Below are 24,289 nucleotides of genomic sequence, written 5' to 3' on the forward strand. Positions count from 1 at the left end.
AATTTTATTACGTTAGATTTAACAAAACATTAATTTTTCTAACGTATGGAATCAACTATTATTTTTCTTCCCATTGCTATGGCAGTAGTGGGAATTATCTTCATGATTATCAAAGCGAGTTGGGTAAAAAAACAAGCGGCAGGAAATGAGAAAATGCAATCCATTTCAAAAAGTATAAAAGACGGAGCTCTTGCTTTTTTAAATGCAGAATATCGCTTGTTAATTGTCTTTGTTATTCTCGCATCTATAGCTTTATATGTAATTTCAATAAGTGTAGATACCACAAGCTGGATGATTATCCCAGCGTTTATTCTTGGAGCAATTTTCTCGGCACTAGCAGGAAATATTGGTATGCGTATAGCAACTGAAGCTAACGCAAGAACAGCACAAGCAGCCAGAACAAGTCTGCCAAATGCACTCAAAGTTTCTTTTAGTGGTGGAACCGTTATGGGCTTAGGTGTGGCAGGTTTAGCAGTGTTGGGTTTAAGTTTGTTGTTTATTGTCTTTATTAATCAATTTGTAGGTGAAGCTGATACATTTTATGCTGATATGACGATGGTTTTAGAAGCCCTTGCAGGTTTTTCTTTAGGGGCAGAATCTATTGCCCTTTTTGCAAGAGTCGGTGGTGGTATTTATACAAAAGCTGCTGACGTTGGAGCAGATTTAGTTGGAAAAGTAGAGGCAGGAATTCCAGAAGATGATCCTAGAAATCCGGCTACAATTGCTGATAATGTTGGTGATAATGTTGGGGATGTTGCTGGAATGGGAGCAGACCTATTTGGAAGCTATGTAGCAACAGTTTTAGCGGCTATGGTACTTGGGAATTATGTGATAAGAGACATGTCCTTAGACACACCTTTTACCGACGATTTTAATAATATGGGACCTATTTTGCTACCCTTAGTTATTGCAGGTGTCGGTATATTAGCTTCTATTCTGGGAACTTTTTTGGTAAAGATAAAAAGTAATTCAGCAAAAGAAAGTAAAGTTCAAGCTGCTTTAGATAGAGGAAATTGGATAGCAATTTTATTAACACTTGTCGCTACTTGGTTTTTAATAGAGTGGATGTTGCCTCCAAGTTTACAAATGAATTTCTTTGGAGAAGGATCTAAAGTAATTCCTTCAATCAATGTATTTTGGGCAGCTCTGATAGGTCTAGCAGTAGGAGCCTTGATTTCTGTAGTTACAGCTCATTATACAAGTTTAGGCAAAAAACCGGTACTTAATATTGTTAAAAATAGTTCAACTGGAGCAGCTACAAATATCATAGCCGGTTTAGCGGTAGGGATGAAATCTACTTTTTTATCAGTTTTATTATTTGCAGCAGCAATTTACGGTTCTTATGAATTAGCCGGATTTTATGGTGTTGCCTTAGCAGCTTCAGCGATGATGGCAACTACAGCTATGCAATTGGCAATTGATGCTTTTGGACCCATTGCAGATAATGCCGGAGGCGTTGCAGAAATGAGTGAAATGCCAGAAGAAGTAAGAGAACGTACAGATATTTTAGATTCTGTGGGAAATACAACTGCGGCTGTAGGTAAAGGTTTTGCGATCGCATCAGCGGCATTAACAGCGCTTGCTTTGTTTGCTGCATATGTTACATTTACGGGAATTGATGGAATTAACATTTTCAAGGCAGACGTATTAGCAGCGCTTTTTGTGGGCGGAATGATTCCTGTAATTTTTTCGGCTTTAGCGATGGAATCAGTAGGTAAGGCTGCTATGGAAATGGTAAAAGAAGTCCGTAGGCAGTTTAAAGAGATTCCAGGAATAATGGAACGCACGGCAACACCCGAATACGCAAAATGTGTAGATATATCTACAAAAGCGGCCTTACGTGAAATGATTTTACCAGGCTTAATTACTATAATTTCTCCCGTTATTGTTGGGGTCGTTTTTGGTGCAGAACCGCTTGGTGGTTATATGGCCGGTGTTTGTGTTTCAGGAGTAATGTGGGCTATCTTTCAAAATAATGCCGGAGGAGCGTGGGATAATGCTAAAAAGTCTTTTGAAGCTGGTGTTGAAATCGATGGTAAAATGACTTATAAAGGAAGTGATGCGCATAAAGCTGCTGTAACTGGTGATACGGTAGGGGATCCCTTTAAAGATACTTCAGGTCCATCAATGAATATTTTAATCAAGTTAACCTGTTTGGTAGGATTAGTAATTGCCCCTATTTTAGGAAATCACTCAGCTGAAGAACTAGAATCATCTCAAAAACAAAAAATAGATAAAATTGAAAAAAATATCGAAGAAGAGCCTATAAAAACATTAAGCTTGGTAAATGAAATAAAGCATTAATTATTAAAAAAAAACCTCAATTTTTTTTTAGAAATTGAGGTTTTTAATAGGTTCTAAACTAACTTTATTGCTTGTGAGAACTTTTATAGTGCTCAGCAAATTTTTCCATTTGCGATGAGCTTAAAACCTTTCTAAGGTTTTTATAAAACTCAGCTTCAAATTTGTTTTTAATATCGAAGTAATTTTCGTTTTTTTCTTTACCTGCCAGATTTTGCTTTAATGAGGAATAGTATTCTTTTGCATATCTATAAATTTTATCTTTTTGAATTGTTGTTAAGTCAATCTTTTCAGTCATTTTTTGTACAAATTCATCAGATTTATTTTTCTCCTGAGCTGTTACGCTTAAAGAAGTGCAAAAAACAAAAGCAATTGTAGATAGTAGTAAGTATATTTTTTTCATAAATTCTATGATTTTATTTAATCAAATATAACTATAGATTTTTAATAAAAAAAATAATTAATAAATAGTTGAGAGATGATTTTGATTCATTTTTTTAAAATATTTACCTTTTCTTTCCCCCCGGTGGATACTGTTCTATAATTTTTTTAACCATTTCATTTATTCGTTCAATTTTGTCTTCCATATCCATGGTCAGGGCTCCAGTGCCCATTCCTTGCCAAACCAATTCATTTTGTTTAGCATCAATAAAATCGATGTAGAGTGTTCCTTCTGTGGTGCTTGAAACTGTATTGTAACCAGCGCCCCAATACCATGGACTCCAGCCCCAACCATATCCGTAACCAAAATTATTTTGATATACGTTTACATTTTCACTCGTTTTTGTAAAAATACTAACGAGCATATCAGGCTTTTGTGATTTTGAAAACCCTTTAGCCAATAATTCGGTTTCTATTGCTCTTAAGATTCGCTTTTTATCCAAGTCTGATACGTCTGCTTTGTCAATGCCAGGTTTGTAAAAGGCAAAACTTTTGTAAGCAGAAAAATCAGCTTCTCTATCATAATCGGTCGCAACTCTTACAGAACTGCACGAAGATAAAAAAACAGTAAGCAGGAGAATTGTTGAAATTTTTATCAGTTTCATGGTTTTTGCTTTAAATTAAAATTAGTTCAGCAAATTTTCATCCACTTTATTGGGTAAAGTAACTTGTAATTTAGGTTCGTTTTCCATCGCTCGTTTTATGGCGAAAATAGCTTCGTCATTTCGAGCCCAAGAACGTCTGGCAATTCCATTGTTTACATCCCAGAAAAGCATTGATTTTAAGCGTTTTGCTGCTTCTTTAGTGCCATCAATAACCATACCAAATCCTCCATTTATAACTTCGCCCCAGCCTACGCCGCCGCCATTGTGGATGCTTACCCAAGTAGCTCCTCTAAAGCTATCGCCAATTACATTTTGAATAGCCATGTCTGCGGTAAATTGACTTCCGTCGTAAATATTTGAGGTTTCTCGATAAGGAGAATCTGTTCCTGAAACATCATGATGGTCTCTTCCTAAAATTACGGTACTAATTTCTCCTTTTTCAATAGCTTGATTAAAAGCTTCTGCAATTTTCATTCTTCCTTCGGCATCAGCATAAAGAATTCTTGCTTGCGAACCTACCACAAGTTTGTTTTCTTGAGCTCCTTTAATCCACGTAATGTTGTCTTGTAATTGTTGTTGAATTTCTTCAGGAGCATTTTTCTTCAATTCCTCTAAAACCTGTGTAGCAATTGTGTCGGTTTTTACAAGGTCTTCAGGTTTTCCAGAAGCACAAACCCAGCGGAAAGGACCAAAGCCATAATCAAAACACATAGGGCCCATGATATCTTGAACGTAGCTAGGATACTTAAAGTCTTTTCCATTTTCAGCTAAAATATCCGCTCCAGCGCGAGATGCTTCTAATAAAAATGCGTTTCCATAATCAAAGAAATACGTTCCTTTTGCAGTATGTTTGTTAATTGCTGCTGCGTGACGTTTTAAACTGCGTTGTACTTCTTTTTTAAATTGACCGGGCTTGTTGGCCATCATATCATTAGATTGCTCATAAGTTAATCCTACTGGGTAATAACCACCAGCCCAAGGATTATGAAGTGAAGTTTGATCGCTCCCCAAATCAATCTGTAAATTCGCTTCATCAAATTTTTCCCAAACTTCTACTATATTTCCACTATAGGCAATAGAAATAGTTTCTTTAGCTTCTTTTGCAGCGGTTACGCGTTTTACTAATTCATCTAAATCGCTAATGACTTCGTTTACCCAACCTTGAGAGTGACGAGTTTCTGTAGCTTTCGGGTTTACTTCAGCACAAACAGTTACACAGCCTGCTATATCACCAGCTTTGGGTTGCGCGCCACTCATTCCTCCTAAACCAGAAGTGACAAATAAACCTCCTTCAGGTGATTTTTTTATCTTTCTAAACCCGTTTAAAACGGTAATCGTGGTTCCGTGTACAATTCCTTGTGGACCAATGTACATGTAACTTCCTGCGGTCATTTGTCCGTATTGGGTAACGCCAAGCGCATTGAATTTTTCCCAGTCGTCAGGTTTAGAATAATTAGGAATCATCATTCCGTTGGTTACTACTACACGTGGGGCATCGCTGTGTGAAGGAAATAAGCCCATTGGGTGACCGCTGTACATTGCTAAGGTTTGTTCGTCAGTCATTTCAGCTAAATATTTCATCACCAAACGGTACTGCGCCCAATTTTGAAAAACTGCTCCGTTACCTCCGTAAGTAATTAATTCGTGCGGATGTTGAGCCACTGCATGATCTAAATTATTTTGAATCATGAGCATAATGGCTTTGGCTTGCTCACTTTTGCCTGGATATTCTGTAATAGAACGCGCGTAGATTTTATAATCGGGACGCAAACGGTACATATAAATTCTTCCGTATTTTTCTAATTCCTCTTTAAATTCTGGAAGCAATTCTGCGTGATGTTTTGCTTCAAAATAGCGAAGTGCATTTTTTAAGGCAAGTTTTTTTTCGTCTTCCGTTAAAATTTCTTTGCGTTTTGGCGCGTGATTTATGGTTGAATCATATTCCTTTTTTGCAGGAAGTTGATTTGGTATTCCTTGTAATATTTCTTCTTGAAAAGTCATGTTTTTTAGTTACTTTTTAATTGATATCAAGTACAATAAACTTGTTAACTATTTATTAAACGTATCGGTGGCTTTATCATATCCGTACGGGCAATGACGACATCCACTTTTGCAGCAATAGCCGCGTTTTAAGTGATATTGTTCAGTAAAACAACGGTAGCCTTCTGGCGTAAGATAATAGTCACCTTCTTCTAAAGGGATTTTTTTTCTAAAGCTCATGCTGCAAAAATAAGGATATCTGCTTCGAATTCCATTATTTTGAAGAATATTTCAATTTATGAAAAATCTATTTGAAACTTCTTTAATCGCTAAAAACGATTTTATTTTTAAGGATAAGCAAACCGGAATTGAACTTTGGTTAAAACGCGAAGACCAAATTCATCCTTTTGTTTCGGGAAATAAATTCAGAAAATTGAAGTATAATTTTTTGGAAGCAAAAAAAGAAGGAAAAAAAAAGGTGCTCACTTTTGGTGGAGCTTATTCTAATCATATTGCAGCAACTGCTGCTGCGGGAAAAATAATGAACATACAAACGGCAGGGATTATAAGAGGGGAAGAGTTAGGTGAAAATATTTCAGCGACTTTATCAAAAAATAAAACCTTGAAGTTTGCTTCCGACCAAGGAATGGAGCTTCAATTTATTTCTAGAAGTGCTTATCGAGAAAAAAACGAGCCGCATTTTTTAATCGAAAATTTTCCGGAATATTCAGATGTTTATGAAATTCCAGAAGGCGGCACAAATAAATTAGCATTAAAAGGTTGCGAAGAAATTCTTACAGAACAGGACAAGGATTTTGACATTATTGCTTGCGCTGTTGGAACCGGCGGCACAATTGCCGGCATTATTAATGCTTCTTCAGTAGATCAAAAAATATTAGGATTTCCGGCCTTAAAAGGAGATTTTTTAGAAGCTGAAATAAAAAAACTCACCACAAGAAATAATGTTCAACTTATACTAGATTATCATTTTGGTGGTTATGCTAAAGTAGATAAAGCATTAATCAACTTTATAAATCAGTTTAAAAAAGACTATGCGATAGCTTTAGATCCAATTTATACCGGAAAGCTTTTATTTGGATTGATAGACTTGATTAAAGCTAGGGAATTTAAAGAAAATACTCGTATTTTAGCGGTTCATACCGGAGGATTACAAGGAATCTCTGGGATGAACCAAATGCTTGCTAAAAAAAATATGCCATTGTTAATTTGATAATTTATGAAAGTAAGATCACTGTTTTTAATGATTATTTGCGCAGGATTTCTTTTTGCCTGCGGTGGTGCTAAAAAAAAGACAACACGTTCTGTGCCTCCGGTTAAGAAAGAAAATAATGAACTTTCAACTTATGAAAAAGATCGTCAGGCAAATAAGATTGAGCCGAAAGAAGCTGTAAAAAATGAGAATAAAAAAAATACTCCTGTTTTTAAAAATGATGTAGAGCGATACATTTATAACTTTGCAGAAATTGCAAAAGATGAAATGAATTTATACGGAATTCCGGCAAGTATAACGTTAGCTCAAGGGGTGTTAGAATCCAGTTCCGGTAAAGGAGAACTCACTTTAAAATCTAATAATCATTTCGGAATAAAATGTAACGGTTGGCAAGGCGGTAAGGTCTATCACGATGATGATGCTTTGCAAGAATGTTTCAGGAAGTACAACGATCCTAAGTATTCCTTTAGAGATCATTCCTTGTTTTTATCAGAACGTAGACGTTATGCAGCCCTTTTTGAATTAGATAAAGACGATTATAAATCGTGGGCTCGTGGATTGAAAAAGGCAGGTTATGCTACAGATCCAAGATATCCACAAAAATTAATCAGTATCATAGAGCGCTATCAATTGTATGAGTATGATAATGAAGTTTTAGGTAATGGTAGTCGAAAAGGCTTAGCTAAAAAAGAAAATTTGAGTCCAGATCATACTAGTATTCGCTATACAGTAAAAAAAGGCGATACCCTTTATAGCATAGCTCGCAAGTATAATTTAACGGTAGAAGAAGTAAAAGAAATTAACGATTTACGAAGCAATAATTTAGCCGTAGGTCAGAAACTATATGTAAAAGCTCTTTAAGAAATTTTATTTATGAGATATAAGAGAAGTAGTAAATTATTTGATGAAGCAAAAAAATATATCCCCGGCGGTGTAAACTCGCCTGTTAGAGCGTTTAGCGCTGTTGGCGGAGATCCTATTTTTATAAAAAAAGCTGAAGGGGCTTATTTATATGACGAAGATGACAATAAATTAATAGACTATATCAACTCTTGGGGCCCTATGATTTTAGGTCATGCACACCCAAAAGTTACCGAAGCTGTTATTGAAAAAACAAAGCTGGGAACCTCTTTTGGAACGCCCACGGAAATTGAAACAAAGATTGCGCAGCTGGCTGTAAAAATGGTTCCGAATATTGATAAAATCAGAATGGTAAATAGTGGGACCGAAGCTTGCATGAGTGCTGTTCGTCTAGCTCGGGGGGTTACCGGAAAAGATAAAATCATAAAATTTGCAGGATGTTATCACGGACATAGTGATTCGTTTTTAATTCAAGCCGGCAGTGGAGCAGTAACTTTTGGAACGCCCAATAGTCCTGGTGTAACAAAAGGAACTGCACAAGATACGTTGTTAGCAGATTTTAATAACCTTGAAAATGTAAAGGATTTAATTGAAGCAAATAAAGGAGAAATCGCATGTATTATTTTGGAGCCTGTAGCGGGAAATATGGGTTGTATTCCACCCAAAGAAGGCTTCTTAGAAGGTTTGCGTAAACTTTGTGATGACAATGGTATTTTATTGGTTTTTGATGAGGTGATGACAGGTTTTCGTTTATCACAAGGCGGAGCACAAGAACTATTAAATATTAATGCAGATATTGTTGCTTTTGGAAAAGTGATAGGTGGTGGTTTACCAGTTGGAGCCTTTGCTGCTCGTAATGAAATCATGGACTATCTAGCACCAATTGGTCCGGTTTATCAAGCAGGAACGCTAAGCGGAAATCCTTTAGCCATGGCAGCTGGATTAGCAATGTTAACCGAATTAAACGAAAAGCCTGAAATTTTTGAAAGTTTAGCGAAAAAATGCGAATACCTTCATAAAGGAATAGAAAATGTGCTAAAAAATGCTGAAATACCACATACCATAAACCGAAAGGGCTCGATGATTTCTGTACATTTTGCAGAAGAAGCAGTGGTAGATTTTAAAACTGCAGCAGTAGGAAATAACGAAACCTTTAATCGTTTTTTCCACGGAATGATGGATGAAGGTGTTTACATAGCTCCAAGTGCTTTTGAAACTTGGTTTTTAACCGAGGCTTTAAGTTATGAAGATTTAGACTTTACGATACAAGCAGTAGAAAATGTAGCTAAACGCTTGAAGTAAAAAAATAAGGATGAGAAAAAACTCATCCTTATTTTTTATAACTGTTTATTAATCGCTAACAATTCTTCCACGTAATCTCGTTTGTTTGATAAACGCGGAATCTTATGTTGTCCACCTAATTTCCCATGTTTCTTCGACCAGTTATAAAACAACCCGGTTTTGGCTTGATGCAGTTGCAGCAGGTCTAAGGTTGTATTATTTTTTCGTTTTGCTTCATAATCGCTATTTAATGTTTGGAGGGTTTTATCTAAACATTGAATAAAATGATTGAGATTTTCCGGGGCTTTTTTAAACTCTACAATCCATTCGTGTGCTCCTTTTTTATTTCCTTCCATAAAAATAGGCGCAGCGGTATAATCTACAATTTCGCAGTCGGTGAGTTTACTTGCTTTTTTTAACGCTTCTTCAGCATTTTCTATAATTAATTCTTCGCCAAATGCGTTAATGTGATGTTTCGTTCTACCAGTTACTTTAATTCTGTAAGGAGAAAGTGAAGTGAATTTTACGGTATCTCCAACTTTATAACGCCATAAACCTGCATTGGTGGTGAGTATAATGGCGTAATTTTTATGAAGTTCAACTTCATTTAACGGAATTATTTTTTCTTTTGATGTTCCATAAGTTTCCATGGGAATGAACTCATAGAAAATGCCATAATCTAGCATTAATAAAAGCTCGTTGCTATTATTTAAATCTTGTACGGCAAAAAAACCTTCGGAAGCATTGTAGATCTCATAATAGCGAAAATCATCTCTTGGGATAATTTTTTCATATTGAGCCGCATAAGGTTCAAAGCTAACGCCCCCATGAAAATATACTTCTAAATCTGGCCAAACTTCTAATAAGCTCGCTTTGTGCGTAGTTTCTAAAACACGATTGAGTAAAACCAGCATCCAAGAAGGAACTCCGGCAATACTAGTTACTTTTTCTTTAATAGTTTGGTTGACTACCGCTTGCATCTTTTTTTCAAAATCGCTCATCAGCGAAATTTCGTTGTTTGGTGTACTACTGTAGGTAGCCCAAAACGGCATATTGTCAATTAAAATTGCGGAAAGATCACCAAAGGCAGTTCCATTTTCTCTGTAAAGTTCTTTGCTTCCACCCAAACGAAGACTTTTTCCGGTAAATAATTGAGCGTCCTCATTGTTGTTTAAATACAAACAGAGCAAATCTTTACTCGCCGCATAATGGCAATCTTCTAAAGATTCTGGACTTACGGGAATAAACTTGCTTTTTGCATTTGTGGTTCCGCTAGATTTAGCAAACCATTTAATGGGAGTTGGCCAAAAAATATTATTTTCGCCTCTTCGCGAGCGTTCTATATTAGGCTCTACGTCTTCATAACTTTGCACCGGAACACGTTCTGAAAAAGTGGCGTAGGTTTTTATAGATTCAAAATCGTATTGTTTACCAATTTCTGTAAATTTTGCTTTGTCTATAAGTTGATGCAAAAGCTCTAATTGTACTTCTTGAGGATATTTAATAAAAAGCTCCATCTGGTGGATACGCTTCTTTAAAAACCAAGAAGCAATAGAATTTACAATAGGAATTGGCATGGAATCACGTATATTTAAAGCTCGTTATTTGGTTTATAAAAATAAAATTATTTTTATGCTCTTCAAAAAAAGCTGAACAAATAAAAGTAAAAATTATGCAATTTCAGGGTGTTTTAAGAAAAATGAAAACAGAGTGGTCTTCACCAATTCAATATTTTCTAATTTTTGAAGATGATTTTATTCACATGAATCAATTGTTAGATAAAACCATAGCCATTCATTTTGTAAAATATGAGTGTTTAAATTGTGGTGAAGATAAAAAGATTTTTAGACAAGGTTTTTGCTACGATTGTTTTTATGACACCCCAAGAGCAGGAGATTGGATCATGCGTCCTGAATTGAGTAAGGCACATTTAGATGAAGAAGATCGTGACTTAGTGTACGAGAAAAAAGCTCAGTTACAACCGCATATCGTTTATTTAGCAAATTCTAGTAATGTAAAAGTAGGAGTGACGCGTAAAACACAAGTTCCTACACGTTGGATAGATCAAGGTGCACACGAAGCCATTGAAATTGTAGAAGTGCCCAATCGGTATTTGGCCGGTATAACAGAAGTAGCTTTGAAAGATCATGTTGCCGATAAAACAAATTGGCGTGCCATGCTAAAAAATGAAATTGAAGATGTTAATTTAGAAGAACAGCGTGATGCATTAAAACAATTTATTCCCGATGAAGCCAAAGAGTATTTTATAGAGAGTAATAAAGAAACAGAAATAAATTTTCCGGTGTTAGAATATCCAAAAAAGTTGAAGAGCTTAAATCTGATGAAAAAACTGGATTATAGCGGTAAACTAAAAGGCATTAAAGGGCAATATCTTATTTTTGAAGATGATACCGTTTTTAATCTGAGAAATCATGAAGGTTTTGTAGTGAATATGGAAATTAAACAGGATTAATCAATCAATTCTTTTTTTATATATTTTGAATTCATAACCCGTAAAGCTCCCATATAGCTCATTTTGAAGCTTACAACATCTCCAACTTTATGATCTTTATTTGTTTTGGAAACATCCAACACCAACATATCTGAGCTGGCACCGATGAATTTGAGGTCTTTTTCTGTCGGGATTAAAAAGTCCACTTTTGAAATATCCAACAAACCGATGTCTAAAATTGCTCTTTTTTGAGTGTTCCCGTAGTCATTTTCGTTTATTTTGGTTTTTTCTCCGGAAGGATTATTTTCCATATTACCATAAGGAACAACCGGTTTCTCTGTTATTTCTATAATTTCTGAATGCAGCATGAAAACATCATCTTTCATATCAGGAATTGTTTTGTTCTCAAAAAGATCGGTTCCTAAAAATAAAGTCTCACCAATTCTGAAATGATTGACACCTTTTGGTATTTGACCTTTCATTAATAATGGAACCATAACCGATGAACCTCCTGAAACCCCTTTAATTTTCTTGCCAAATTTAGCTTCAATAAGTTGTTGGTATAAACTTAATTGAATCAATTTATCTTTGCTTGGCATCACACCATTTAGACAATTTAAATTTGCTCCAATTCCCGCTACTTCAATATTAGGGAGCTCAAAAACCTTTTTATAAAAATCGATTAAAGATTCGCCCATAATTCCTTCACGCAAATCTCCTAACTCGATCATAATTATAATTCGGTGCGTTTTTTTTTGTTTTGAAGCTTCCTCAGATAACCATTTTATTGTTAAATATTCTGTATTAAAACTGATGTCTGCAAACTTTACAATATCTTCTATGCTATCTTTTGCAGGGGGTTTAATATAAATAGTCTCTTTTGTCGGAGCTATTTTTTTTATAGTTTTTAAGTTTGCTAGCCGAGCATCGCAGATTTGCTCATCGCCTAATGAAAGTACAAAGTCGAGATAAGTTTCATTTCCGCAAAGCATTTTTAAAACCGGAGCCCATTCCATATTATTTTGTTGAAATAAATTCTGCAAATATTCGTAATTATATTTGAGAGAGGATTTGTTTAGGGTTACGTAAGCCATGCAGTTTTATTTTTTTACCAATAAATATACTAAGAGCGATGCAATTATACCAATTAAAATCGGGTCGAAACCAAATGGGATATTAACATCTAAAAAACTAAGAATTAATGTGGTAAAACCACCAAGAAACATAGAGGCTAAAGCGGCCACAGGTTTTTTATGTTTCGCAAATAACATTGCCAAAACCGGAACCAACAATCCGGAAACCATAAATGAATAGGAGAGGAGCATTAAATCTAGTACACTTGTCATATAACTCGCGATTAAAATAGCGACAAAGCCAATAACAAAAGTGACTATTTGAGATATTTTTATTGCTTTGGGATTGTCTTCCTTTAGTCCTAAAATATCAGTTATAAAATTACCTGATGCCGCAAGTAAACAACTATCTGCGGTAGACATAATTGCTGAAAAGTAGGCTGAAAGCATTAATCCCATTAATCCTACAGGGAGTACAGTTTTTAAAAGCATGGGTAACCCGATTTCGGCATCCATTTCTGCTGCTCCTGAAAAACCTTCAGCAATAAATAAGCCTTGTTCAGCACCTACGCGGGCAAAAAGTCCTAAAATAATTCCCATAAATGCCATAATAGGATATTCAAAAAAACCGGCTATATACCAAGCTTTTCTTGCTGTTTTTTCATCTTTACAAGCATAAATCCGCTGGTATAATGTCATTCCAACAAACCAAATAGGAACAATTGTAATAAACCAATTTATAAATTTCACCCAACTTAAATTTGTTAAACTAAAAAGTTTATCGGGCAATGTGTTAACAATTGTTTCATAGCCGCCAAGCGCATTATATGCAATTGGAATTCCTATAAAAATAAGTCCGAACATTAAAATAGACCACTGAAATGTATCCGTATAAATAACTGCTTTTATTCCACCAAAAACAGTATAAATTACCGCTACAGCACCCATAATGTAGAGTGCATTTTCTAAGCCGAGTTCAGGGAAAGTTCCTACTGCAAGTTTTGCTCCTGCTAATAGTTGAGAGGAAGTAAAACCCAAGTAGCCGATGAAAGAAATAATTCCTGCTGCAAGCGCAACCTTTTTTCCGTAGCTGTCTTTTAGAAGTTGTGGGAAAGTTAAGAAGTTTAATTTTTTTGCCTTATGAATAACTTTTGGAATAAGAAAAACGGCACTAAGCCATGCGCCAATTAAACCTGTAAAAAGCATCCAAGAGCCTGAAAGTCCCATTATGAAACCTAAACCACCAAGACCAATAGAAAAGCCGCCACCAACATCTGTTGCCACTACGGAAAGACCAACATGAAAACTACTCATGTTCCTGCCGCCTACATAATAATCGTTGGTGTTTTTGTTTTTTTTATAATAATAGAAACCAATGCCTAAAACTAAAATTAGGTAAGTAATAAAGACAATAATGTCTATAATGGGCATTGTTTATTTTTTGAACCGCATCTCGAGGTATTTGTTCTCGAAACCAAGTTTTTCGTAGAGTTTTTTTGCAGGATTGTCTGGCTCTACGTGTAGAGCAATATCACCTTTTGCAAGATCAATAGCTTTTTCCATAAGCTGTTTGCCTATACCTTTACCACGCTGATTTTCGTGAACTGCAATATAAACTAATAAATTCTCAGGAATATAACCGGTCATTCCGGTTTCATTTATAATAGTGATTCCTTTAAGGGTTTGTTCTTCTTTAAGTATTAGGACAAACCCTCCAGTATGTTTTGCGGAATCTCCAATAGCAAATTGTAAACACTTTTTTATGTCTTCTTTGGCATCGCCGTATTGGCCCAATTGAGTGTAAAGAAAATCAATAATTTCCTGTTTTTCCTCTTCATTGGGTTTTACATTAGAATTATAGATTGTAAAAGTGTTCATAGAAAAAGAAGTCTAAAATTCTTCTTGTTCTCTTAATGATTGAATGTAAGCTGCTTTTTGAACTTGTTTTCTTCTTGCAACAGATTTTTTTGTGTAATACTGATTGTCACGAAGATTTTGAAGTACTTTAGTATCTCTAAATTTTCTTTTCATGCGCTTAAGTGCACGTTCAATTTTTTCTCCGTCTTTTACTTTTACTACTAGCATGTATGAGTTTTGTTTGTATGAATAACTTTTAGAATTTTTCTAAAAGATTAGCTTAAGCTATTTTAACTTTGTGCAAAGGTACAAATAATTCTGTGGAATTACTTAAAATCAACTATTTTGAAGATTTTTAACCTAAATATTTTCTTAGAATTTTATTTTTTGAAGATTGGCGCAGTTTTCTAATCCCTTTTTCTCTAATCTGTCTAACGCGCTCTCTGGTTAAATCAAAAGTTTCACCAATTTCTTCAAGCGTCATAGGTTGTTGATCTCCAATACCGTAAAATAATCTAATAACATCTGCTTCTCTTACAGATAAGGTGTCTAAAGCTCGATTAATTTCTATATTTAAGGAGTCTAATATTAAACCTTCATCCGGATTAGGAGATTCTCCCGTATTTACAACATCATAAAGATTGGAGGTTTCTCCATCTTTTAAAGGAGCATCCATAGAGAGATGACGACCAGAATTTTTAAGCGATTGTTTTACATCGGCAACCGTCATATCTAATTCTTTAGCAATTTCTTCTGGCGTGGGTGGTCGCTGATTGCTTTGCTCTAAATGAGAAAAAGCTTTGTTGATTTTATTGATAGAACCAATTTTATTCAGCGGTAAGCGTACAATTCTAGATTGTTCTGCCAAAGCTTGTAAAATAGATTGACGAATCCACCAAACGGCGTAAGAAATAAATTTAAATCCACGTGTTTCATCAAAACGCTTTGCCGCTTTTACCAAACCAACGTTTCCTTCATTAATTAAATCGGGTAACTTTAATCCTTGATTTTGATATTGTTTAGCAACAGAAACTACAAAACGTAAGTTTGCTGTAGTTAGTTTTTCTAAGGCTACTTGATCGCCTTCCCGAATACGTTGGGCTAATTCTACTTCTTCTTCAGCAGTAATTAAATCTACCTTGCCAATATCGTGAAGGTATTTATCTAAGGATACAGATTCTCTGTTGGTTACCTGTTTGGTAATTTTAAGCTGTCTCATAGGCCCAATGTAAAATTGTTTTTTGCAGGCGGCAGAATACTACTTTTAATTGTAATGGGCAAGAAAATTATGATTTTTTACTAATACTGGTCTTGTTTATTTTAATAATGATTATAAAAAGTAATTTAGAATTAAAGAATTTAAATGAATTCTTTTTTGTGATATTTTATTTTTAAATTAACGACATGGACATAATTTATAGTAAATTTTTATTAATACTAGTTATATCAATTTTTGGAATGCCAGTTCAATCTCAGAATACTTATTCAGCAGAATATGAGGTTGTAGCTTATCCGTTTAAAACTTATCAGAGCAACCACAATGATTCTATGTCTAATAAAGAAAAAGAAATATTGGGCAATCAGATTAAACTAGTCTTGCTCAAAAAAATTTTAGTAAATGATAGATATATGAAAATTATAACCCAAATTGATCGGGAAAATTCGAATCTTTCGGGAATATCTATTGGAAGCAATGCAAAATCAGATACTACATTAATTGATAAAAAGAAAATGATTAAATATTCTGATGGCGAATATTTTAAAATTGAATTAAATTCTATAAACTATTTGCCTAATAAAGAGAATACTGTAAAATTAAAAAATGGTGATACTATAATAGTTAAAGAGAATCCTTCAATACCTAAAAATATAGTACCTAACTATGACTTTTCTGGCTTAAAAAATGGAATTAATTTTATTGAAAAATCAAAAAGCACTACAGTTTTAAAAAAATGGGAGATGACTGATAAAAAATTAGATTTAGAAAGCAATTTTAAAAATCTAGATACTTCTTCTTTAAAAGTATATTCTCCGTACAAGCAGTAGAATTTCGATATATATAACCACTAATTAGTGGTTATATATATCGAAACCTCATTTTTAAAAAATTGAAATAAAGTTACATTTTTGTTAAGCTTTATTCTTACTAATCATCTTTTTTACCACCAAATAATCCTCCTAAAATATCTTCAGCTGCATCTTTAACTTTTTCTTCGTCAGATTTTTCTTTATCGTTTTTGTCTTTTTTGTCATCTTTATCGTTTCCTAAAAGCTTGTCGATTTGCTTTTCAGCTTCATCTTTTAATTTGTCTTTTGCTTCATCTTTTTGTTGATCGATAATTTGCTGACTCAATTCTTGGGTTGCAGCTTTTAGGTTTACATTTACTTTAGGTGAATCGAAACTACCGGAAACTCCTACAGGAAGTGAGATTTTGGTGTTTTCTAAATCGGTTTTGGTTAAACTTGCCAACCCACCGCTAATTTCTGAACCTAAATATTTTGCCGGAATATCTAAGGTTAAATTATAGTTCATCGTGTTTTCAAAACTATGACTTCCGCCAACATTTATGCCTATATCTTTTACATTAAAATTGAATGGTTTTACGTTAATTTTTCCATTGCTGAAACTAAATTGCGTTTTGAGATCTTTCAGGTTTAAATTATCCACATTTAAGAAATCCATTTTAGCACTTAGTTGATTTAAAAGTGGTGTTTTACTTTTATCAACTTTTGCATTTAAAATTTCAGCAATAGCATCACCCGCAATAGAATTGATAATTGGCGTTAAATCATTATTTAAATTTCCGTTTAGGTTGATGTTGGTGGTTAGGCTTCCTTGTAAAGCTTTGGCAAGTGGCGCAAGATTTTGAAGCAATTCCATTTGATTAAACGATTCAAAAATATCTACGCTCGTTAAGCCTAAATCCATATTAAAATTAGGGGTAGCATTTTTTGTGGAAACTTTTCCGTTAAGTGAAATATTTCCGCCAAATATTGTAGCCTTAATATTTTCTAGACTAGCTGTTTCATCTTTAATAATAAGAGCTCCTTTGGTGTTGGTTAAAGTTAAATTATCATATAAAACCTGGTTTGCTGTGAAATCTAAACGTGCATCTAAAAATGACGGGATTTTTATAGCTTCTTCTCCTGTTTGCTGTGGTTTTTTTTCTGTTTTTTTATTGCTTGTATTATCAGTTGATTGATCTTCAGTTTCTGCAACCATAAAATCATTTACAGAAAACGTATTTGATTTTACATTAAATCTTCCTTTTAAAACTTGATCAGAAAAAACATAACCCATAAAATTTTCTATGCTTCCTGTAATGGTTGCATCAGTTTGTCCTGAAGCTACTTGCATTTCTTCTAGCGTAACTTTCTGGGTGTTAAAATTTAAATTTGCTTTACTGATGTTTACTTCATTTGGAATTTCAGGCGAATTATATTTAAAATTCCTTAGGCTTGCTTTTCCACTGCTTTTTACGTTTTGATATTGTTCTTTTTCTATAGAATTCATATCAAAATTTGTGGTTAAGTTAGCCGTCAAAATTCCGTTAAGGTCTTGTTCTAATTCAAGCGGATACGCATTTTCTAGATTTGCTAAATTTAAGGTTCCGTTTACGGCAAGATTTACCAACATATTTTCGGTTAAATTTTTAAAACTCCCGTTAGCATTAAAAACATCTTGATCTATTTTAAAGCTAAGTTTGTTTAAATTTAAATAGGTGTCGGCTAAAGTTCCGGTTTCGTTTTTTAGCGTGGCATCTAAATTTATGTTTTCTACTTTTTTGGGCAAATCCGGATATTTAAAAGAGGCGTTGCTGCTTTTTAGGGAGATATCCATTTTCGGGATTGTGTTATCATCAACAATTCCTTTTATCATTCCATTTACAGAAAAATCTCCTGTGGTTTCTACGCCATTAAGATTTTTAGCATATGTTTCTGGAATTACCGCTAAAAAGTTTTTGAAATCTGAAGATGGGGTTTTAAAAGTTAAATCAATTTCATTATTGTTTTCGTTTATTTTTACAAACCCATCAAAGGTAAGTGGCAATTGATTGATTAGCGCTTCGTTTTCTAGGAAGGTGTATTTTTGGTTAGCGAGATCCATTTCAAAATCAGCGTCTAATTTTAATGAATTTTTGTTTAAATAATTTACGCTGTCCAATTCAAAAGAAACAATCGCATCGGTTTGGGTTTCTAAAGTGGTTTTGTCAGCAGTAAAATCTCCGTTACCAAAGTGATTAAAATCAGTAATTCTTAAAAACGTTTTGGTGCTTTCATCTAGATAATTGATGCGTGAATTATTAATTTCATAATGTTGTACATCTAATGAAAGTCCGCCACTACTTTCAGCAGTAGTTTCTTCAGTTGGAGGTGTGGTTCCGTTGGTAGCTTTTGCGATATCATAATTTGCATTTCCGAGCGAATCTACTTTTATATTGATATAAGCTTTATCTAATTTTAATTCGTTTATGCTATACGGACCGCCTTTAAATAATTGTGGAATTCCTAAACTCAAACCAAGTTCTTCACTGGTTGCCAGGGTGTCGCCTTCAAAAGGTTGTTTATTAATGACGCTTAGGTTTTTCAGTTTTAGTTCCGCATCCGGAAAACTAGAAAATAGGCTGAGGCTTAAATCTTCCCATTCTACGGTTGCATTTACATTTTTGTTGATCGATTTTTTTACTGCACGCTCAATAGGTCCTTTAAATAAAAAGGGGGCAGCAATTAAAAGTACAACAATAACAAGCAGTACAATTCCGGTGATTTTCAGTATTTTTTTCATAATATATTATTCAAGATCTAGTTCTTCTCCGTGTTTTAAGTTAAAGCTTTTTCGCAAGGCAAAAACACCTGCATATAAAAAAGGTGTGTCGCAAAAAGCTATTAATACTTTAAAAAGGAAACCGCTTAAAAGTAAGCCTTCAAAAAGTTTCCATTCTATTTGTCCAAAACTGCAAAGCAAAAATAACACGGTAAACGTGTCTATAAATTGCGATGCAAAAGTTGAACAGTTATTACGTAACCATAAATATTTTCCTTTCGTCAATTTTTTCCAAAAGTGAAATAATTGAATATCAACGTATTGTGCGATTACGTAGGAAGCCATCGATGCGCCAACGGCAATTCCTGTTGCGCCAAAAACTTTATTAAACAATTCATTATCAATTGGCGACCAGCTTGTAGCGGGCACTGCGGCTGATACGTAAATGATTAATAAAGAAAAAAGTGAGGCGAAAATTCCGGCAGTAACTACTTGGTTTGCTTTGCGTTTACCATAAACTTCACTAATTAAATCTGTAATTAAAAATGTAATTGGGTAAGGCAAAATGCCGACGGAAATTTCAAACCGATAAATTCCAAAAAAATCCCAATAGAAAAATTTTTGAAAAATTAAGTTAGAAACCACTAATGATGCAATAAACAAAGAACCTAAAATAAGATAAACTTTATATGCGCTAAATTTTTTACTCCTATCCAATCTTATTTTTTTGCCGTAATACTTTTCACAAATTTAGTTTTATGTAGATTTCTTTTGCTTAATTTGCTGTGAAATTGTTAACCTAATTATGTTAAACTTTTGAAAAAAAATGAACGTGTTTTGGTAGCTCTTGGTAGTAATCAAGGTGCTAAATTTGAGAATTTACAAAAAGCAGTTGAGGCTATTTCAAAAAAAATAGGTAAGATCTCTGTAGTTTCTAACGTTTATAAAACGCCGGCTTTGGGATTTAAAGGAAACGATTTTTTAAATGCTTGCATAATTCTTGAAACTTCCTTTTCCCCTCAACAAAGTTTAACTCAATTATTGTTAATTGAAGAATTTTTAGGTAGAAAAAGAAGTGAAAATGGTTATGAAAACCGTACAATAGATCTGGATATAATTTTTTATGCCGATAAAATTATAGCTGAAGAAAATCTACAAATTCCGCATCCACATTTAGCTGATCGTAAATTTGTTTTAAAACCCTTGGCAGATATAGCGCCAGAATTTGTTCATCCGGTTTTACAAAAAAATATAAAACAATTGCTTCAAGAATGTTCAGACAGTTCGTTGATTGAAGTGGTAGAAGAAAAGTTAATACTACCGCAAAACTGATTTTTAGCGTTCTAATTTTACAAACAAATCCCAAATTACAACACCGGCACTAACCGAAATATTGAGCGAATGCTTACTGCCGTATTGCGGAATTTCGATAACTTGATGACTTACTGAGACAATTTCTTGCTGAACGCCTTTTACTTCGTTGCCAAAAATTACCGCGTATTTTTTATCTTTTTCCGGTTGAAAATCATCGAGCATTACCGAATTTTCAGCTTGTTCTATACTTAAAACCTGAATGTTTTCTTGTTTTAATTTTTCAACTAAATCGGTTGTTTTTTCTACATATTCCCAGGCTACGGTTTCTGTCGCGCCCAAAGCAGTTTTATGGATATCTTTATGGGGCGGTTGTGCGGTAATTCCGCAGAGGTAAATTTTTTCAATTAAAAAAGCATCGGCTGTTCTAAAAACTGAACCAATATTATTTAAACTCCGCACATTATCTAAGATAACAATTAGAGGTGTTTTTTTAGCTTCTTTAAAATCCGAAACTGATTTTCGGTCGAGCTCGCTGTTTTTTAACTTTCGGTTTTCCATAGCTGCAAAAGTATTCATTCTCTTTAAAATTTGAAGAATAAGTTTAAAAGTAAAAACCGAAAAATGTAAAATTTCAAAGTCAGAATTTTAAAGTGTATTCTAGTGAAAACTACGAACTGTTAACCGAAAGCCGTAAACTAAAAGCTTACAACCAACCCCGCGTTAGGGATTGCAGTGAAAATCCTTTTGTGCAGCTTGCGGAATAAAAGATTGTAACGAAAAGCCCGACCCAAAGGGAAACGCCCAAAATTTAATAACTTATGAGAAGTCTTTTGTAGAAAGATTTTTATGAAACATCGGATTGCTTATTTTTACGGAAATAAAAAATTAAGATTTTGTCAGCAAAAAAAGCCCCAAAAGTTACGCCTTTAATGAAGCAATATTATGCAATAAAGCATAAATATCCCGATGCGATGCTGTTATTTCGTGTAGGCGATTTTTACGAAACCTTTGGGGAAGATGCGGTTAAGGCAGCAAAGATTTTAAATATTGTATTGACGAACAGAAACAATGGCAGCGAACGGACAGAATTGGCTGGATTTCCGCACCATTCATTAAATACATATTTACCAAAATTGGTAAAATCTGGTGAGCGGGTTGCTATTTGCGATCAATTAGAAGACCCAAAACAAACCAAAACCATCGTAAAACGCGGTGTGACAGAATTGGTAACGCCAGGTGTAGCTTTAAACGATGAGGTTTTACAAAGCAAGACGAATAATTTTTTATCTTCGGTTCACTTCGGAAAGAAAAACTGCGGAATTTCTTTTGTTGATGTTTCTACGGGCGAATTTTTAACTGCGCAAGGAAATACAGAATATTTAGATAAATTATTACAAAACTTTAATCCGAGTGAAGTTTTAGTTTCCAAAAAGCATAAGAAATTATTTACGGAAAAATTTGGTGATAATTTTCATACGTTTTATCTAGAAGATTGGGTTTTTAAGCCCGATTATGCAAGAGAAATTTTACATAATCATTTTGAAACAAATTCCTTAAAAGGCTTCGGAATTGAACAGTTAGAAGAGGGAATTATTGCTTCGGGTGCAGTTTTATATTATTTAAGCGAAACGCAACATCATAAATTACAACATCTTTCTTCTATCGCGAGAATTGCTGAAGAAGAATATGTTTGGATGGATCGGTTTACGATTAGAAATCTAGAACTTTATCATTCGCCGTCTTCGCAAGCGGTTACACTTTTAGAGGTGATTGATAAAACCATTTCGCCTATGGGCGGAAGATTGTTAAAACGTTGGTTAGCGCTACCTTTAAAAAACTTGGCGAAAATTTCTGAACGGCATGAAGTTGTCGATTTTTTTCTGAAAAATAACGCGTTAAAAGATCAGTTACAATCGCAAATTAAAAATATGAGCGATTTAGAGCGTTTAATTTCTAAAGTGGCAACACAAAAAATTAGTCCGCGTGAAGTTATTCAGCTTAAAAATTCCTTAGATGCAATTGTTCCCATAAAACAAGCGACAAAAGAAGCGAAATGCGAACCTTTAAATCGAATTTCAGATAATTTACACGCCTGCGAATTATTGCGAACAAAAATCAGCGAAGCTTTAAAAGAAGAAGCTCCGGTAAACATCAATAAAGGAAATGCGATAGCCGATGGTTTTTCTGAAGAATTAGACGATTTGCGAAAAATCGCATTTTCAGGGAAAGATTACCTGGATAAAATGCTACAACGTGAAATTGAAGCGACAGGAATTACCAGTTTAAAAATCGCCAGCAATAACGTGTACGGTTTTTATATTGAAGTGCGGAATTCGCATAAAGATAAAGTACCCGAAACTTGGGTAAGAAAACAAACGTTAGTTAACGCAGAACGTTACATTACTGAAGAATTAAAAGAATATGAAGCCAAAATCCTTGGCGCCGAAGAAAAGATTTTTGCCTTGGAACAACAGCTTTTTACAAAATTGGTAGTTTGGTTGAATGATTATATAAAATCGGTTCAGCAAAATGCGCTTTTAGTTGCGCGTTTAGATTGTTTGTCAAGTTTTGCGCAATTGGCTTTGGAAGAAAACTACGCAAAACCTGTTTTAACTGAAAGTTTTGATTTATCGATTACCGCCGGTCGTCATCCGGTGATTGAAAAACAACTTCCGGTTGGTGAAAATTATATTACCAATGATTTAAAGCTTGATCGTGAAAATCAACAAATCGTAATGATTACCGGTCCTAATATGAGTGGTAAATCGGCAATTTTGCGACAAACTGCTTTAATAGTTCTATTAGCGCAAATGGGAAGTTTTGTTCCGGCGGAAGCTGCAGAAATCGGTTTAATTGATAAAATATTCACAAGAGTAGGAGCAAGCGATAATATAAGTATGGGCGAATCTACCTTTATGGTAGAAATGAATGAAACTGCCAATATCTTGAATAATATTTCTGAACGTAGTTTGGTTTTACTTGATGAAATTGGTCGTGGAACAAGTACGTATGACGGGATTTCCATCGCTTGGGCAATTAGCGAATATTTACATGAACATCCTGCAAAAGCAAAAACTTTGTTTGCCACGCATTATCATGAATTGAATGAAATGACGCAAACCTTTCCTAGAATTAAAAACTACAATGTTTCCGTAAAAGAACTAAAAGATAATGTTTTATTCCTTCGGAAATTAGTTCCCGGCGGAAGTGAACACAGTTTCGGAATTCACGTTGCAAAAATGGCAGGAATGCCACAACAAGTTTTACACCGCGCAAATAAGATCTTAAAAAAACTGGAACAATCGCATGGCGGCGAAGAATTAAGTGGAAATTTAAAAGCCGCCACAGAAAAAGAACCGCAGCTTAGCTTTTTTCAATTAGATGATCCGTTGCTGGAAGAAATTAAAGAAGAAATATTACATCTTGATATTGATACACTTACGCCGGTAGAAGCTTTAATGAAATTAAATGAAATTAAGCGAATGATACAGCCGGTCAAGTCTGAAACAAAAAAAGTTTGATTTTTTTGTCAAAAAAATTTGGGTGTATGAAGAAAAGGATTAAATTTGCATCCGAATTTAAGCAACAAAGTTCTTTACATAAGCTTTACGCGAAAATAGCTCAGTTGGTAGAGCGCCACCTTGCCAAGGTGGAGGTCGCGGGTTCGAATCCCGTTTTTCGCTCTAAGTTAGAAATTGTCTACATATTTTAAAAATATATAGGCTCGGGTGGTGGAATTGGTAGACACGTTGGACTTAAAATCCAATGAACATTAGTTCGTACGGGTTCAAGTCCCGTCCCGAGTACTCAAACCCTCTTTAATCTTTTGATTTTAGAGGGTTTTTTTTTGAAAATGATTTTATATTTGTTGCAAACCTATTTTCATTAAGTTGAATGAAAAGTGACATTTCCCCTGATCGACCTTTCTAAGTTTACTGTTTGTTTTCCTATTATTTCTGTGAATACAAATCGCTGATTGAGTTTGTGCTAATTTGAAAAATACCCGCTAAAGGGGATGTTTTCAATCTAGATATCGTTTTACCTTTACATTACAGATTAGTTGATTAATTGTTAAAGCTAATTTTAAAACCCTAGAGGTGTTAAGTTTTCAGCATGAAAAAGGTAATT

21 protein-coding genes and 2 tRNA genes are annotated in these 24,289 nt (G+C 34.2%); 10 read left to right on the forward strand and 13 right to left on the reverse strand.

Annotated elements, in window-relative coordinates:
* Positions 1 to 45: 45 nt before the first annotated feature.
* Positions 46 to 2,304, forward strand: coding sequence for a sodium-translocating pyrophosphatase (locus D9R05_RS14255; protein ID WP_121667906.1), 2,259 nt, complete (start codon positions 46 to 48; stop codon positions 2,302 to 2,304).
* Between the two features lie 64 nt (positions 2,305 to 2,368).
* On the opposite strand, the gene D9R05_RS14260 is transcribed toward D9R05_RS14255, so the two are convergent.
* From D9R05_RS14260 to D9R05_RS15535, 4 genes are all read right to left on the reverse strand, one after another.
* On the reverse strand, positions 2,369 to 2,704 hold the full coding sequence (locus D9R05_RS14260) for a hypothetical protein (RefSeq protein WP_121667907.1): 336 nt from the start codon (positions 2,702 to 2,704) through the stop codon (positions 2,369 to 2,371).
* Between the two features lie 103 nt (positions 2,705 to 2,807).
* On the reverse strand, positions 2,808 to 3,347 hold the full coding sequence (locus D9R05_RS14265) for a DUF4136 domain-containing protein (protein WP_121667908.1): 540 nt from the start codon (positions 3,345 to 3,347) through the stop codon (positions 2,808 to 2,810).
* Positions 3,348 to 3,368: 21 nt separating this feature from the next.
* Positions 3,369 to 5,348 carry a urocanate hydratase gene (locus D9R05_RS14270; RefSeq protein ID WP_121667909.1) on the reverse strand — a complete coding sequence of 660 codons (1,980 nt, stop codon included), beginning with the start codon at positions 5,346 to 5,348 and terminating at the stop codon, positions 3,369 to 3,371.
* Positions 5,349 to 5,396: 48 nt separating this feature from the next.
* A complete protein-coding gene (locus D9R05_RS15535) occupies positions 5,397 to 5,567 on the reverse strand; it encodes a DUF5522 domain-containing protein (protein WP_162985004.1) in 171 nt (56 codons plus the stop codon).
* Positions 5,568 to 5,625: 58 nt separating this feature from the next.
* Between D9R05_RS15535 and D9R05_RS14275 the strand changes: the two genes are divergently transcribed.
* From D9R05_RS14275 to hemL, 3 genes are read left to right on the forward strand one after another with little or no spacing between them, the layout of a single operon-like run.
* Positions 5,626 to 6,558, forward strand: a complete 933-nt coding sequence (locus tag D9R05_RS14275) for a 1-aminocyclopropane-1-carboxylate deaminase/D-cysteine desulfhydrase (protein ID WP_121667910.1) — start codon at positions 5,626 to 5,628, stop codon at positions 6,556 to 6,558.
* A 6-nt stretch (positions 6,559 to 6,564) separates the two neighbouring features.
* The gene (locus D9R05_RS14280) at positions 6,565 to 7,419 is read left to right on the forward strand and encodes a glucosaminidase domain-containing protein (protein WP_121667911.1); all 855 of its coding nucleotides are present in this window, start codon (positions 6,565 to 6,567) and stop codon (positions 7,417 to 7,419) included.
* A 12-nt stretch (positions 7,420 to 7,431) separates the two neighbouring features.
* On the forward strand, positions 7,432 to 8,721 hold the full coding sequence (gene hemL, locus D9R05_RS14285) for a glutamate-1-semialdehyde 2,1-aminomutase (protein WP_121667912.1): 1,290 nt from the start codon (positions 7,432 to 7,434) through the stop codon (positions 8,719 to 8,721).
* A gap of 35 nt (positions 8,722 to 8,756) precedes the next feature.
* Here hemL and D9R05_RS14290 read toward each other — a convergent pair whose 3' ends face one another.
* On the reverse strand, positions 8,757 to 10,277 hold the full coding sequence (locus tag D9R05_RS14290) for a GH3 auxin-responsive promoter family protein (RefSeq protein ID WP_121667913.1): 1,521 nt from the start codon (positions 10,275 to 10,277) through the stop codon (positions 8,757 to 8,759).
* A 95-nt stretch (positions 10,278 to 10,372) separates the two neighbouring features.
* On the opposite strand from D9R05_RS14290, the gene D9R05_RS14295 reads away from it, so the two are divergent.
* Positions 10,373 to 11,173, forward strand: a complete 801-nt coding sequence (locus D9R05_RS14295; protein WP_121667924.1) for a DUF2797 domain-containing protein — start codon at positions 10,373 to 10,375, stop codon at positions 11,171 to 11,173.
* Here the strand turns inward: D9R05_RS14295 and D9R05_RS14300 are convergent.
* From D9R05_RS14300 to D9R05_RS14320, 5 genes are all read right to left on the reverse strand, one after another.
* Entirely contained in the window at positions 11,170 to 12,246 is a 1,077-nt protein-coding gene (locus D9R05_RS14300; protein ID WP_121667914.1) for an alanine racemase, read from the reverse strand. The genes D9R05_RS14295 and D9R05_RS14300 overlap by 4 nt on opposite strands.
* Positions 12,247 to 12,252: 6 nt before the next feature.
* Positions 12,253 to 13,656, reverse strand: a complete 1,404-nt coding sequence (locus D9R05_RS14305; protein ID WP_121667915.1) for a sodium:solute symporter family protein — start codon at positions 13,654 to 13,656, stop codon at positions 12,253 to 12,255.
* A 3-nt stretch (positions 13,657 to 13,659) separates the two neighbouring features.
* Complete coding sequence (locus D9R05_RS14310) at positions 13,660 to 14,103, reverse strand: GNAT family N-acetyltransferase (RefSeq protein WP_121667916.1); 444 nt, start codon at positions 14,101 to 14,103, stop codon at positions 13,660 to 13,662.
* A gap of 12 nt (positions 14,104 to 14,115) precedes the next feature.
* Positions 14,116 to 14,310, reverse strand: coding sequence for a 30S ribosomal protein S21 (gene rpsU, locus D9R05_RS14315; protein ID WP_121667917.1), 195 nt, complete (start codon positions 14,308 to 14,310; stop codon positions 14,116 to 14,118).
* Between the two features lie 127 nt (positions 14,311 to 14,437).
* Entirely contained in the window at positions 14,438 to 15,301 is an 864-nt protein-coding gene (locus D9R05_RS14320) for a sigma-70 family RNA polymerase sigma factor (RefSeq protein ID WP_121667918.1), read from the reverse strand.
* 185 nt (positions 15,302 to 15,486) lie between these two features.
* Between D9R05_RS14320 and D9R05_RS14325 the strand changes: the two genes are divergently transcribed.
* Positions 15,487 to 16,128, forward strand: a complete 642-nt coding sequence (locus D9R05_RS14325) for a hypothetical protein (protein WP_121667919.1) — start codon at positions 15,487 to 15,489, stop codon at positions 16,126 to 16,128.
* Positions 16,129 to 16,228: 100 nt separating this feature from the next.
* On the opposite strand, the gene D9R05_RS14330 is transcribed toward D9R05_RS14325, so the two are convergent.
* Together D9R05_RS14330 and D9R05_RS14335 are read right to left on the reverse strand one after the other, a co-directional pair.
* The gene (locus D9R05_RS14330) at positions 16,229 to 18,868 is read right to left on the reverse strand and encodes an AsmA family protein (protein ID WP_121667920.1); all 2,640 of its coding nucleotides are present in this window, start codon (positions 18,866 to 18,868) and stop codon (positions 16,229 to 16,231) included.
* Positions 18,869 to 18,874: 6 nt separating this feature from the next.
* Positions 18,875 to 19,564 carry a queuosine precursor transporter gene (locus tag D9R05_RS14335; protein WP_121667921.1) on the reverse strand — a complete coding sequence of 230 codons (690 nt, stop codon included), beginning with the start codon at positions 19,562 to 19,564 and terminating at the stop codon, positions 18,875 to 18,877.
* Between the two features lie 99 nt (positions 19,565 to 19,663).
* On the opposite strand from D9R05_RS14335, the gene folK reads away from it, so the two are divergent.
* Complete coding sequence (folK, locus tag D9R05_RS14340) at positions 19,664 to 20,179, forward strand: 2-amino-4-hydroxy-6-hydroxymethyldihydropteridine diphosphokinase (RefSeq protein ID WP_121667922.1); 516 nt, start codon at positions 19,664 to 19,666, stop codon at positions 20,177 to 20,179.
* 3 nt (positions 20,180 to 20,182) lie between these two features.
* Here folK and D9R05_RS14345 read toward each other — a convergent pair whose 3' ends face one another.
* Positions 20,183 to 20,719, reverse strand: a complete 537-nt coding sequence (locus D9R05_RS14345; RefSeq protein WP_121667925.1) for an RNA methyltransferase — start codon at positions 20,717 to 20,719, stop codon at positions 20,183 to 20,185.
* 371 nt (positions 20,720 to 21,090) lie between these two features.
* Here D9R05_RS14345 and mutS point away from each other — a divergent pair, with 371 nt between their 5' ends.
* The 3 genes from mutS to D9R05_RS14360 all read left to right on the forward strand — a co-directional run bounded on the left by mutS (position 21,091) and on the right by D9R05_RS14360 (position 23,967).
* On the forward strand, positions 21,091 to 23,682 hold the full coding sequence (mutS, locus tag D9R05_RS14350; protein ID WP_121667926.1) for a DNA mismatch repair protein MutS: 2,592 nt from the start codon (positions 21,091 to 21,093) through the stop codon (positions 23,680 to 23,682).
* Positions 23,683 to 23,771: 89 nt separating this feature from the next.
* Positions 23,772 to 23,844 (forward strand) — tRNA-Gly (locus D9R05_RS14355).
* A gap of 39 nt (positions 23,845 to 23,883) precedes the next feature.
* A tRNA-Leu gene (locus tag D9R05_RS14360) sits at positions 23,884 to 23,967 on the forward strand.
* Positions 23,968 to 24,289: the final 322 nt, after the last annotated feature.

The organism is Mesonia aquimarina (assembly GCF_003667275.1).
Taxonomy (GTDB): Bacteria; Bacteroidota; Bacteroidia; order Flavobacteriales; family Flavobacteriaceae; genus Mesonia; species Mesonia aquimarina.

What these genes read in the sequence shown, in the direction of transcription:
- D9R05_RS14255 (WP_121667906.1), top strand. Translation starts at nt 46, where the DNA reads ATGGAATCAACTATTATTTTTCTTCCCATTGCTATGGCAGTAGTGGGA.
- D9R05_RS14260 (WP_121667907.1), bottom strand. Translation starts at nt 2,704, where the DNA reads ATGAAAAAAATATACTTACTACTATCTACAATTGCTTTTGTTTTTTGC.
- D9R05_RS14265 (WP_121667908.1), bottom strand. Translation starts at nt 3,347, where the DNA reads ATGAAACTGATAAAAATTTCAACAATTCTCCTGCTTACTGTTTTTTTA.
- D9R05_RS14270 (WP_121667909.1), bottom strand. Translation starts at nt 5,348, where the DNA reads ATGACTTTTCAAGAAGAAATATTACAAGGAATACCAAATCAACTTCCT.
- D9R05_RS15535 (WP_162985004.1), bottom strand. Translation starts at nt 5,567, where the DNA reads ATGAGCTTTAGAAAAAAAATCCCTTTAGAAGAAGGTGACTATTATCTT.
- D9R05_RS14275 (WP_121667910.1), top strand. Translation starts at nt 5,626, where the DNA reads ATGAAAAATCTATTTGAAACTTCTTTAATCGCTAAAAACGATTTTATT.
- D9R05_RS14280 (WP_121667911.1), top strand. Translation starts at nt 6,565, where the DNA reads ATGAAAGTAAGATCACTGTTTTTAATGATTATTTGCGCAGGATTTCTT.
- hemL (WP_121667912.1), top strand. Translation starts at nt 7,432, where the DNA reads ATGAGATATAAGAGAAGTAGTAAATTATTTGATGAAGCAAAAAAATAT.
- D9R05_RS14290 (WP_121667913.1), bottom strand. Translation starts at nt 10,277, where the DNA reads ATGCCAATTCCTATTGTAAATTCTATTGCTTCTTGGTTTTTAAAGAAG.
- D9R05_RS14295 (WP_121667924.1), top strand. Translation starts at nt 10,373, where the DNA reads ATGCAATTTCAGGGTGTTTTAAGAAAAATGAAAACAGAGTGGTCTTCA.
- D9R05_RS14300 (WP_121667914.1), bottom strand. Translation starts at nt 12,246, where the DNA reads ATGGCTTACGTAACCCTAAACAAATCCTCTCTCAAATATAATTACGAA.
- D9R05_RS14305 (WP_121667915.1), bottom strand. Translation starts at nt 13,656, where the DNA reads ATGCCCATTATAGACATTATTGTCTTTATTACTTACCTAATTTTAGTT.
- D9R05_RS14310 (WP_121667916.1), bottom strand. Translation starts at nt 14,103, where the DNA reads ATGAACACTTTTACAATCTATAATTCTAATGTAAAACCCAATGAAGAG.
- rpsU (WP_121667917.1), bottom strand. Translation starts at nt 14,310, where the DNA reads ATGCTAGTAGTAAAAGTAAAAGACGGAGAAAAAATTGAACGTGCACTT.
- D9R05_RS14320 (WP_121667918.1), bottom strand. Translation starts at nt 15,301, where the DNA reads ATGAGACAGCTTAAAATTACCAAACAGGTAACCAACAGAGAATCTGTA.
- D9R05_RS14325 (WP_121667919.1), top strand. Translation starts at nt 15,487, where the DNA reads ATGGACATAATTTATAGTAAATTTTTATTAATACTAGTTATATCAATT.
- D9R05_RS14330 (WP_121667920.1), bottom strand. Translation starts at nt 18,868, where the DNA reads ATGAAAAAAATACTGAAAATCACCGGAATTGTACTGCTTGTTATTGTT.
- D9R05_RS14345 (WP_121667925.1), bottom strand. Translation starts at nt 20,719, where the DNA reads ATGGAAAACCGAAAGTTAAAAAACAGCGAGCTCGACCGAAAATCAGTT.
- mutS (WP_121667926.1), top strand. Translation starts at nt 21,091, where the DNA reads ATGAAGCAATATTATGCAATAAAGCATAAATATCCCGATGCGATGCTG.